At 73.4% G+C, this 11,530-nt stretch carries 8 protein-coding genes; 3 read left to right on the top strand and 5 right to left on the bottom strand.

The annotated features are described in order from the left end of the window. Positions 1-52 precede the first annotated feature (52 nt). From AB0G74_RS33495 to AB0G74_RS33480, 4 genes are all read right to left on the bottom strand, one after another. On the bottom strand, positions 53-472 hold the full coding sequence (locus AB0G74_RS33495) for a DUF4440 domain-containing protein (protein WP_361154258.1): 420 nt from the start codon (positions 470-472) through the stop codon (positions 53-55). Between the two features lie 172 nt (positions 473-644). Continuing rightward, positions 645-2,495, bottom strand: coding sequence for a dihydroxy-acid dehydratase (gene ilvD, locus AB0G74_RS33490; RefSeq protein ID WP_361154256.1), 1,851 nt, complete (start codon positions 2,493-2,495; stop codon positions 645-647). Positions 2,496-3,443: 948 nt separating this feature from the next. Further along, positions 3,444-4,217, bottom strand: coding sequence for a sugar phosphate isomerase/epimerase (locus tag AB0G74_RS33485; protein ID WP_361154261.1), 774 nt, complete (start codon positions 4,215-4,217; stop codon positions 3,444-3,446). 149 nt (positions 4,218-4,366) lie between these two features. Next, the gene (locus tag AB0G74_RS33480; protein ID WP_361154253.1) at positions 4,367-5,308 is read right to left on the bottom strand and encodes a Ppx/GppA phosphatase family protein; all 942 of its coding nucleotides are present in this window, start codon (positions 5,306-5,308) and stop codon (positions 4,367-4,369) included. A gap of 41 nt (positions 5,309-5,349) precedes the next feature. Between AB0G74_RS33480 and AB0G74_RS33475 the strand changes: the two genes are divergently transcribed. Continuing rightward, entirely contained in the window at positions 5,350-6,165 is an 816-nt protein-coding gene (locus tag AB0G74_RS33475) for a hypothetical protein (RefSeq protein WP_361154251.1), read from the top strand. Positions 6,166-6,182: 17 nt separating this feature from the next. On the opposite strand, the gene AB0G74_RS33470 is transcribed toward AB0G74_RS33475, so the two are convergent. After that, a complete protein-coding gene (locus AB0G74_RS33470; RefSeq protein ID WP_361154248.1) occupies positions 6,183-8,249 on the bottom strand; it encodes a hypothetical protein in 2,067 nt (688 codons plus the stop codon). A gap of 252 nt (positions 8,250-8,501) precedes the next feature. On the opposite strand from AB0G74_RS33470, the gene radA reads away from it, so the two are divergent. Further along, entirely contained in the window at positions 8,502-9,947 is a 1,446-nt protein-coding gene (gene radA / locus AB0G74_RS33465; RefSeq protein WP_361154246.1) for a DNA repair protein RadA, read from the top strand. Between the two features lie 296 nt (positions 9,948-10,243). Then, on the top strand, positions 10,244-11,395 hold the full coding sequence (gene disA, locus AB0G74_RS33460) for a DNA integrity scanning diadenylate cyclase DisA (protein ID WP_361154244.1): 1,152 nt from the start codon (positions 10,244-10,246) through the stop codon (positions 11,393-11,395). Positions 11,396-11,530: the final 135 nt, after the last annotated feature.

Here is an 11,530-nt window from a genome sequence, read left to right as displayed (position 1 = left end):
CCGGGCGGGGGCCGTCCCCCGCCTTCGCCGCACCCGGGCCCCGGGGCCCGGGTCAGTCGATTCCGGGCGGTACCGGGGTCACCTGGTGGTAGTACATCCGCCACACCGCCGGACCGGTGGCGGTCGCCGGGTGCTCGCGCCAGATCGAGCTGCGGCGGGCCCGCCGGTCGCCCAGCCGGGTCTCGAACGTCAGATGGACGACCCCGGGCGCCAGCAGCCTTCCGGCGAAGCCCGAGGGCTCGTACCCGGGGCCGTCCGCCGAACTGCCCGGATGGTCCGCGAGCCCGGCGAGCATGGTCTCGTACGTCCAGTGCCGCCCCGACGCGCCGACCTCCGTGAACTCGGGGTCGAGCAGCCGGGCGGCCTCCTCCCGGGAGGAGCGGACCAGCGGGTCCATGAGGCGTAGCTCGGCCGCGATCGCCGCCGCGACGGCCGTCGTCTCGTCCGCCGTACCGTCAGTCGTCCCGTTCATGCGGTCGTGGTGACCCGGAGCGCGGGGGGCGTCGCAACAAGTTTCCCGTGAAACCGGGGCCCCTCGGGGGCGGGGAAGGACGGGACGGGAGACGGCCGGGTCCGTTGCCGGGCCCGGCCGTCTGTGTCGTTCCGTACCGCTCCGCTTCGTACGAAGCGGGGCACTCCGTGCGTCAGCCCAGTCGGGAAACGTCCCGGACCGCGCCCTTGTCCGCACTCGTCGCCATCGCCGCGTAGGCACGCAGCGCCGCCGACACCTTCCGCTCCCGCGCCTTCGGGGCGTACCGGCCGCCCAGCGCCTCACGGCGGGCCGTCAGCTCCTCCTCCGGCACCAGCAGCTCGATCGAACGGCCCGGGATGTCGATCCGGATCCGGTCGCCGTCCTCCACCAGGGCGATCGTGCCGCCGGACGCCGCCTCCGGAGAGGCATGGCCGATGGACAGACCCGACGTACCACCCGAGAAACGACCGTCCGTGACCAGCGCACACGCCTTGCCCAGACCCCGGCCCTTCAGGAAGGACGTCGGATAGAGCATCTCCTGCATCCCCGGGCCGCCCTTGGGACCCTCGTACCGGATGACGACGACATCGCCCTCCTTGACCTCCTTGCGGAGGATCTTGTCGACCGCCTCGTCCTGCGACTCGCAGACCACGGCCGGGCCCTCGAAGGTCCAGATCGACTCGTCGACACCCGCCGTCTTCACCACACAGCCGTCGACCGCGAGATTGCCCTTCAGCACGGCCAGCCCGCCGTCCTTGCTGTACGCGTGCTCGGCGTCACGGATACAGCCGTTCGCGGCGTCCGTGTCGAGCGTCTCCCACCGCTCCGACTGCGAGAACGCCTCCGCCGAACGGACACAGCCCGGCGCCGCGTGCCACAGCTCGACCGCCTCGGGAGACGGCGAGCCGCCCCGGATGTCCCACGCGTCGAGCCACTGCTTCACGGACGACGAGTGGACGGTGTGGACGTCCTCGTCCAGCAGCCCCGCCCGGTACAGCTCCCCCAGGATCGCGGGGATACCGCCCGCCCGGTGGACGTCCTCCATGTAGTACGTGCCCTGGGGCGCGACATTCGGCGCCACCTTCGCCAGACACGGGACCCGGCGCGAGACGGCGTCGATGTCGTCCAGGCCGTAATCCAGCTCCGCCTCCTGCGCGGCCGCCAGCAGATGCAGGATCGTGTTGGTCGAGCCGCCCATGGCGATGTCCAGAGCCATGGCGTTGTCGAACGCCGCGCGGGTGGCGATATTCCGGGGCAGGACGGTCGCGTCGTCGTTCTCGTAGTAACGCTTGGTGATCTCGACCACCGTCCGGCCCGCGTTCTCGTAGAGCGCGCGGCGGGCCGTGTGCGTCGCCAGAACGGAACCGTTGCCGGGGAGCGAGAGGCCCATCGCCTCCGTCAGACAGTTCATCGAGTTGGCCGTGAACATGCCGGAACAGGAACCGCAGGTCGGGCAGGCGTTCTCCTCGATCCGCAGCATGTCCTCGTCGGAGATGCTCTCGTCGACCGCGTCCACGATCGCGTTCACCAGATCGAGCTTGCGGACCGTGCCGTTGACCAGCGTCGCCTTGCCCGCCTCCATGGGGCCGCCGGAGACGAAGACCGTGGGGATGTTCAGACGCAGCGCCGCGTTGAGCATGCCCGGGGTGATCTTGTCGCAGTTGGAGATGCAGATCAGGGCGTCCGCGCAGTGCGCCTCGACCATGTACTCGACACTGTCCGCGATCAGATCGCGGGACGGCAGCGAATACAGCATTCCGCCGTGGCCCATGGCGATACCGTCGTCGACGGCGATCGTGTTGAACTCACGGGGGATCGCGCCCGCCGCCTTGATCGCCTCACTGACGATCCGGCCCACCGGCTGGAGGTGGGTATGACCGGGCACGAACTCGGTGAACGAGTTCGCCACGGCGATGACGGGCTTGCCGATGTCCGCGCTCGCTACGCCCGAGGCGCGCATAAGGGCGCGGGCGCCCGCCATATTGCGGCCGTGGGTGACTGTGCGGGACCTCAGCTCGGGCATCGTCGCTCTCGCTCCTCGATAGGTCGGTCGATAGGCCACAAGGGTACGCCGGGGGCTCCAAGATCTGGACATTCCGTCCGCGATCCGGAATCGGGGGGCGGGGGCGCCTCCCGCTGTGGGGTTCCTGGTGCCTCAGGCGCCTGCCGGGGTTCCTCGCGGTGGTGGGGTCGCTTGCGTCTCGCGCCCCGGGCGCCTGGTGTGGGGGTCCCCGCCTCGTGCGGGGCCGTTCGCGCCTCAGGCTCCCCCAAAGCTGCCTTTGGGGGGACCCCCAAGGGGCTGTTGAAGATGTGACCGTCGCTCCAGCGGTATGCGGGCGCACTTGTCCAGAGACGGGAGGGCCGGTGGCCTCCGGGCTCACCTCCTCACGGACGGCGGAAGTGGGGTTTCCTGAGAGGCAGACCCGGTCTTTTCCGCCGTCCTCCCCCAAAGCTGCCTTTGGGGGGACCCCCAGGGGGCGACCCTGCACCCCCCGACCACGCCGACTGAACATGTCCCCCGGGGCTGGAGCCCGTCCCGGGGGAGGGGTGGGTGCGACCTGGTGTTGTCGGTCCACCCGCTGCCCGGTGGCTGGCTGGTCGCGCAGTTCCCCGCGCCCCTGGTTGCTCCTGTTGCCGCCCTCCGAAAGGGCCCCGCCCCAGGGGCAGGGCCCCTCTTCCAGGGAGTGGGTTCCCCTCTCGTCGTCCGGTGCTGGGGAGAGCATTTAGGGGCGCGGGGAACTGCGCGACCAGCCACGACGGTGGTGCAGACCGCCGACAACACCAGGACGCCGGGCGAGACCCGGGTAGTAAGGCGGCAACCCGGAGGGCCAAGGCGCTGGGGGTCCCCCCATAGCCGAAGGCACAGGGGGCGGAACCGCGCGACAAGCCACAGGGCGCCGCGTGGCCCGGTAGTGGCGGGGCCTCCCCGGAGGGCCAAGGCGCTGGGGGGCTCCCCGTCAGGGGCGGGGCCCTAGAGGGAGGGGGTCAGATGGAGGCGGGTGAAGGCGAGGGCCTCCGCCAAGTCGGTTTCGCGTTCCGCGGAGGACATGGCGCGGCGGGTGTTGACCTCGATCACCACATGGCCGTCGAAGCCGGTGGCGGCCAGGCGGTGGAGGAGTTCGGCGCAGGGCTGGTCGCCGCGGCCGGGGACGAGGTGTTCGTCCTTGGCGGAGCCCTTGCCGTCGGCCAGGTGGACGTGGCCCAGGCGGTCGCCCATGCGGTCCACCATCGCCAGGGCGTCGGTGCGGGCGGTGGCCGTATGGGACAGGTCGACGGTGAAGTGGCGGTAGTCGTCTTTGGTGACGTCCCATTCGGGGGCGTAGGCGAGCATCTCGCGGTCGCGGTACCGCCACGGGTACATGTTCTCGACGGCGAACCGGACGTCGGTCTCGTCGGCCATCCGCCAGATGCCCGTCACGAAGTCGCGGGCGTACTGCCGCTGCCAGCGGAACGGCGGGTGGACGACGACCGTCGAGGCGCCCAGTCGTTCGGCGGCGGACCGGGCCCTGTCCAGCTTGACCCACGGGTCGGTGGACCAGACCCGCTGGGTGATCAGCAGGCAGGGGGCGTGCACCGCGTGGATCGGTACGGAGTGGTAGTCGGAGAGTCCGCGGAGCGCGTCGACGTCCTGGCTGACGGGGTCCGTCCAGACCATCACCTCGACGCCGTCGTAGCCCAGCCGGGCGGCGATCTCGAAGGCGGTGGCGGTGGACTCCGGGTAGACGGAGGCGGTGGAGAGCAGCACTTTGGGGGTGGGGCGCGGCCCGCCGGGGGGTGCGGTGCGGGTGCTGGTCTCTGCCTGTGGCGCGGAATCTTCCACGGGGACAGGGTACGGGGCGCGGGGGCGGGGGCGGCCGGGCCACCCCCGCGTGGTCCGCGGTGGGGTGGGCCCCGTCAGCGGGCCGTCGGGGACGGGAGGTGGTCGAGGCGGCGGAGGATGACGCCCTCGCGGAGGGCCCAGGGGCAGATCTCGACTTCCTGGGCGCCGAAGAGGTCCATGGCGCCCTCCGCGACCAGGGCTCCGGCGAGGAGCTGGCGGGCGCGGCCGGTGGAGACGCCGGGGAGGTCGGCGCGCTCGGCCGCCGTCATCGCGGCCAGTTTGGGGACCCAGTCCTGGAGGTCCTTGTGGCTGAGTTCCCGCTGGACGTAGAGGCCCTCGGCGTCCCGGGCGGCGCCCGCGATCCGGGCGAGCTGCTTGAAGGTCTTGGACGTGGCGACGATGTGGTCGGGGCGTCCGAAGCGGCTGAATTCGCCGACCGTACGGGCGATCTCGGCCCGGGCGTGGCGGCGCAGGGCCCGTACGGCTTCGGCGTCCGGCGGGTCGCCGGGGAGCATTCCGGCGGTGAGCCGGCCGGCGCCGAGGGGCAGGGAGACGGCCGCGTCGGGCTCCTCGTCGATGCCGTACGCGATCTCCAGGGATCCGCCGCCGATGTCGAGTACCAGCAGCTTTCCGGCGGACCAGCCGAACCAGCGGCGGGCGGCGAGGAAGGTGAGGCGGGCCTCTTCCGCGCCGGTGACGACCTCCAGGGCGACCCCGGTCTCCGCCTTGACGCGGCCGAGGACGTGGTCGGCGTTGGTGGCCTCGCGGACGGCGGAGGTGGCGAAGGCGATGACTTCCTCGCAGCCCTGGTCCTCGGCCGCTTCCATGGCCCGGCCGATGGTGCCGATCAGGCGCTCTATCCCGGCGACGCCGATCGCGCCGTCCGCCTCGAGGAGCTCGGCGAGGCGCAGTTCCGCCTTGTGGGAATGGGCGGGCAGGGGGCGGGCGCCGGGGTGGGCGTCCACCACCAGCAGGTGCACTGTGTTCGAACCGACGTCGAGGACTCCGAGTCTCATGAGTACGAACGCTACTGCGGTTGCGGACATACCCTTGACCTGTGCCAAAGACGAAAAAGGCGAAGCCGGGCAAAGCAGAGCGCTCCACGGCCCCGGACCCGACCCCGCGCGACGAGGTCGGAGTGGACTTTCCGCGGGCCTGGGTGGAGTTTCCCGACCCCTCGGACGACGAGCAGGTCTTCCGTTGTGATCTGACCTGGCTGACCTCGCGCTGGAGCTGTGTCTTCGGCAGCGGCTGCCAGGGCATTCAGGCCGGTCGCGCCGCCGACGGCTGCTGCACCCTGGGCGCGCATTTCTCCGACGAGGAGGACGAGGAACGGGTCGCGGGGCATGTGGCCAGGCTCACGCCGGAGATGTGGCAGTTCCACGACGTGGGGACGGACACCGGCTGGGTCGAGGTCGACGAGGACGACGGCGCGCGGCAGACCCGCAGGTGGAAGGGGTCGTGTGTGTTCCAGAACCGGCCCGGGTTCGCCGGGGGCGCGGGCTGTGCGCTGCACATCCTGGCCCTGAAGGAGGGGCGGGAGCCGCTGGAGACCAAGCCGGATGTCTGCTGGCAGCTGCCGGTGCGGCGGTCGTACGACTGGATCGAGCGGCCCGACGACACCAAGGTGCTGCAGATCTCGATCGGCGAGTACGACCGGCGGGGCTGGGGTCCCGGCGGTCACGATCTGCACTGGTGGTGTACGTCGGCGCGGTCGGCGCACGGCGCGGGCGAGCCGGTGTACGTGTCGTACCGGGCCGAGCTGACGGAGCTGATGGGCAAGGAGGCGTACGACGCGCTGGTCGTCCTCTGCGAGCAGCGGCTGGCTTCGCAGCTGCCGCTGCTGGCGCCGCATCCGGCGGACCCCGCCTGACCTGTCGGTTCCTGGTTTCAGGGGCCGGGCGACGGCTCTGTGCCGTCGTCGCCCGAGGGTGTCGGTGAGGGGTCCGGGTCCGTGGGGGTCGGCGTCGGCGACGGGGTCGGCGTGGGCTCGGTCGGGGTGGGGCTCGGTGTCGGTGACGGGGTGGGGGTCGGTGTCGGCGTCGGCGTCGGCGACGGGGTCGGCGAGCCGGTCGGACGGGGCGGGCGGGTCGGCAGTGGTGGCGTACGGCCGCCGCCCTCGATCCTCAGTACGGCTCCGGCCGGGTCGATCCGCAGATACGCGCGCCACGGGCCGGCCGGTTCGCGGTCCCGGTCGACGGTGACCAGGACGGTGACGGACTGGCCGGGGCGGAGGGTGCCCGCCGCCCGGTTCGGCAGCAGCCAGCGGGCTCCGGTCCTGACCGTCCAGTCGACGGGGGCGCCGCCGGACGCGGTGAGCGTCAGCCGGGTCGTGTCGCCGTACGCCCTGGCGGTGACGCCGAGCCTGCCCGGGGCGGGCGCGCCGGGCCGGGTCCGGGGGGCGGTACCGGTACTCACCACCTCGACGGTGACCCCGGGGCGTCCGGCGGAGCCGGTGGGGGCGGCGCTGCCGGTGTGTTCGTACCGGTCGTAGGGGTCGTGCCGGTCCCCCGGGTGTTCCGTACCGGTGTCGGCGCCGTTCCCGGGGTCCTCGGTGGTGACGGCGGGTCCGGCGCCGGACTCGCCGGTGGCGGGGGCGCCCCGGTAGGCCGCCCAAAGGGCGAGGACGGGCGCCGCGAGGACGGTGGCGACGACCGTGGTGGTGACGGCACGGGCCCGCAGCCGTTCGCGGCGGGCCGCGTGGTCCTTGGGGTCGAGGGGGAAGCCGCCGGGCCCGAAGCGGGGCGTACCGGCCCGGGTGCGCCCGGCGCGCGCGGCGCTCATCGCGGCGTACGCGGCCGGGCGCTCGCACCGGACCAGCGGCAGGCCCGCCGGGGCCGGGGCGGATCCCGGCCAGGGGCCGAGGGCTTCGACGCGTTCGGCGGCGGCCCGGCAGCGGGGGCAGTCGTCGACATGGCGGACGAGTTCGGTGCGGAGGGCGGCGGAGATCAGGACCCGGCCGTCGGCGCCGAGCCGGGCGACGGCGGGGCAGTCGCCCCGGCCGACGACGGCGAGGGCGGCCCGGGTGCGTTCGAGTTCGCAGACGGCGGTGGCGAGCAGGTCGCGGGCGTGGGCGGGGTCGAGGGAGAGGACTGCGGCGATGTCCTGGGTGGCCAGGCCGTGGCGGACGGAGAGTTCCAGGGCCTCACGCTGTTCGGGGGTGGTTCCGGCGGCTTCCGGCCAGGCGAGCAGCGCCAACTGGTCGCCTCGGTCGTCGGCGGCGGACCGCGGCGTGCCGGGTGGGGCGGGTCGCGGGGGGCGTACGGGCGGATGCGCGCGCACCGGCGGAGGCGTGGGGGCGTGCGCCGGGCGGCGGCGGCCGGTGTGCGCGCCGGGGCGGGTACGCCGCTGTTCGACGAGGCGGCGGCGGCAGGTCCAGCGGGCGAGCGCGTAGAGCCAGGCCCGGCGGCCCGGTCCGGCGGCGGGGCGCGCGGTCGTGTGCTCGACGGGGGCGCGGCCGTGGTGGCGCTCCGCGACGGCCAGGACGTCGCCGAGGGCGGCGGTGGCGGCGTCGTGGTCGCAGAGCACGGAGAGGCAGTAGGTGAACAGGCCGTCGAGATACGGCTCGTACCGCTCGTGCCGCCGCTCGTGCCGCTCCGGCCGTCCGGGACCGGAGTTCGGCGCGGGGGCCGCTTCCGGGGCGTCCGCGCCGGAGGTTCGGAGGACCCGGCCCGCCGGGCGGCCGGGGGCCGTTTTCGGCACGGGGGCCGCTTCCGGCCCGGACGGCGCGGCGGGACCCTGGTCCGGGCCTGCCGGTGGGTACGGCTCCGCCGCGCCCGCGCCCCGGACGGGGGCGTCGGCGCCGGGGGCCGGCCGGGGCCCGGCGGGGGCGGGCTGGCCGTGGCGGACCGCACCGGCGGAAGCGCCTGGTGGGTGGGGGTCGTGGCGGCGCGGCCGGTGCGGGACGGCGGGGTGCGGGGTGCGGGAGGTCGGCTCCGGCCGGCTGCTGCTCGTCACCCGGCGACCGTAGGCACCCGAAGCATGCCCTTCTCGCCACTTTCCCGCTTTTCATTCTTACGGGTGAGTAGTTCGCTCAAAAGGGGACACCAATCTTTCGATCCGCCCCCAATTGAGCCGCTTCGGAGCCGTTCGCGCCCCGGCCCCGAGTGAGCCGGTCGGGCACGCGCCGGAGCCGCCGGGCGGGGCGGCGGGGCGCGGGCGCGGGAGACGGCGGGGCCGGTTGTCGGTGGCGGGGGCTACGGTTTCCCCATGGCTGCCCGTACCAAGTCCGCGAAGGACCGTCCGTCCTACCGCTGTACCGAATGCGGCTGGACGACCGTGAAGTGGCTCGGCCGCTGCCCCGAATGCCAGGCGTGGGGCACGGTCGAGGAGTACGGCGCGCCCGCCGTACGGACCACCGCCGCCGGACGGGTCTCCAGCCCCGCGCTGCCGATCGCCCAAGTGGACGGGCGGCAGGCGACCGCCCGTACGACCGGAGTGGCGGAGCTGGACCGGGTGCTGGGCGGCGGTCTCGTGCCCGGGGCCGTGGTGCTGCTCGCGGGTGAGCCCGGGGTCGGCAAGTCGACCCTGCTGCTGGATGTCGCGGCCAAGGCGGCGGACCCGGAGCACCGGACGCTCTATGTGACGGGTGAGGAGTCCGCGAGCCAGGTCCGGCTGCGCGCCGACCGGATCCACGCGCTGAGCGAGCATCTCTATCTCGCCGCCGAGACCGATCTCTCCGCCGTCCTCGGCCATCTGGACGAGGTGAAGCCGTCGCTGCTGATCCTCGACTCCGTACAGACGGTCGCCTCGCCCGAGATCGAGGGCGCGCCGGGCGGGATGGCGCAGGTCCGGGAGGTCGCGGGCGCCCTGATCCGGGCCTCGAAGGAACGGGGCATGTCGACCCTCCTGGTCGGCCATGTCACCAAGGACGGCGCGATCGCCGGTCCCCGGCTGCTGGAGCACCTGGTCGACGTGGTGCTCCACTTCGAGGGCGACCGGCACGCCCGGCTGCGGCTGGTACGGGGCGTCAAGAACCGTTACGGGGCGACGGACGAGGTCGGCTGCTTCGAACTGCACGACGAGGGCATCACCGGTCTCGCCGACCCCTCCGGACTGTTTCTGACCCGCCGTGACGAGCCGGTGCCCGGGACCTGTCTGACGGTCACTCTGGAGGGCCGCCGCCCGCTGGTGGCCGAGGTGCAGGCGCTCACCGTGGACTCGCAGATCCCCTCGCCCCGGCGGACCACGTCCGGTCTGGAGACCTCCCGGGTCTCGATGATGCTGGCCGTACTGGAACAGCGCGGCCGGATCAGCGCCCTGGGGAAGCGGGACATCTACAGCGCCACGGTCGGCGGGGTACGGCTCTCCGAGCCCGCCGCCGATCTGGCGGTCGCCCTGGCGCTCGCGTCGGCCGCGAGCGACACCCCGCTGCCGAAGAACCTGGTGGCGATCGGTGAGGTCGGCCTGGCGGGTGAGGTCCGCCGGGTGACGGGGGTGCAGCGCCGGCTCGCCGAGGCGCACCGGCTCGGTTTCACCCACGCCCTGGTCCCCACCGACCCCGGCAAGGTGCCCGCGGGCATGACGGTGACCGAGGTGGCGAACATGGGGGACGCGCTGCGGGTCCTGCCGCGCGGGCGCCGCCGGAGCGACGCGCCGAAGGGCGGCGGAGCGAGCGGCGGTACGGGCGGCGGGCCGGAGAACGCGCCCTGGTGACCCGGGGACACGCCGCCCCGGTGCCGGGACCGGGGCGGCCCCGGTGACCGGCGGGAACACGATGGCCGGGCCACGGACGGACGGCCCACGGGCGGGGCGCCGGGCGGGGCGCCGGGCGGGGCTTCGGGCGGTTCGCCGGACGCGTGCCCCGGGCCGTTGAGCGGCCGTCGTGGAGCTTTCGGCGGGGGGTGTGACGGCCCCCGGCGCACAGAGGGCGCGGACAGCCCACGGGGCGCGGAGGCACGCCGGTAGACTTTGCCCTGGTCTCGCCCATCCGTACGAGCCGGAGGAGTGCAGTGGCAGCCAACGACCGGGCAGCAGCACCCGGAAAGTCCGGCGCGGGCTCCGGCACCGAAGGGCAGATCCGCGCCGCCCTCAGCTCCGTCGCGCCCGGTACCGGTCTCCGCGACGGCCTGGAGCGCATCCTCCGGGGCAACACCGGCGGACTGATCGTCCTCGGCATGGACAAGACGGTCGACTCGATGTGTACCGGCGGCTTCGTCCTGGACGTGGAGTTCACCGCGACCCGGCTGCGCGAGCTGTGCAAGCTGGACGGCGCGCTCATCCTCGACAAGGACATCACCAAGATCCTCCGCGCCGGGGTGCAGCTCGTCCCGGACGCCTCGATCCCCACGGAGGAGACCGGCACCCGGCACCGTACCGCCGACCGGGTCTCCAAGCAGTGCGGCTTCCCCGTCGTCTCGGTCTCCCAGTCGATGCGGCTGATCGCGTTGTACGTCGACGGCGAGCGGCGCGTACTGGAGGAGTCGGCGGCGATCCTGTCCCGGGCGAACCAGGCGCTGGCGACCCTGGAGCGGTACAAGCTCCGCCTCGACGAGGTCGCGGGCACCCTGTCGGCGCTGGAGATCGAGGACCTGGTCACCGTCCGGGACGTCACGGCCGTGGCGCAGCGGCTGGAGATGGTCCGCCGGATCGCCACCGAGATCGCGGAGTACGTGGTCGAGCTGGGCACCGACGGGCGGCTGCTCACCCTCCAGCTGGACGAGCTGATCGCGGGCGTCGAGCCCGAGCGGGAGCTGGTGGTCCGGGACTACGTCCCCGAGGCCACGTCCCCCAGGGCCATGGCGTCGAAGGGCGGGCAGCGGCCCCGTACGGTCGAGGACGCGCTGGCCGAACTCGACGCGCTCAGCCATCCCGAGCTGCTGGAGCTGGCCAATGTGGCGCGGGCCCTCGGCTACAGCGGCTCGCCCGAGACCCTGGACTCCGCGGTATCGCCGCGCGGATACCGGCTGCTCGCGAAGGTGCCGAGACTGCCCGGGGCGATCATCGAGCGGCTGGTGGAGCACTTCGGCGGGCTGCAGAAGCTGCTCGCGGCCAGTGTCGACGACCTCCAGACCGTCGACGGCGTCGGCGAGGCGCGGGCGCGGAGCGTCCGGGAGGGGCTTTCGCGGCTGGCGGAGTCCTCGATCCTGGAGCGTTACGTCTGACGCTCGGATTTACGTGAACGGGGGCGGGGCCGCTTTTTTCTGTGGCTCGGTTCGCCTCCGGGGCGCTTCAGCGGTTTTCATCGGTCGATCGTGCTCGATCGCTCGTTCCTCACGATCTCCGCGCGTTCTCCCTGC

The organism is Streptomyces sp. NPDC020875 (genome assembly GCF_040641415.1).
In the GTDB taxonomy this organism is placed as follows: domain Bacteria; phylum Actinomycetota; class Actinomycetes; order Streptomycetales; family Streptomycetaceae; genus Streptomyces.
The sequence above is the reverse complement of the archived record's forward strand: the minus strand, read 5'-3'. Positions and strand labels throughout refer to the sequence as shown.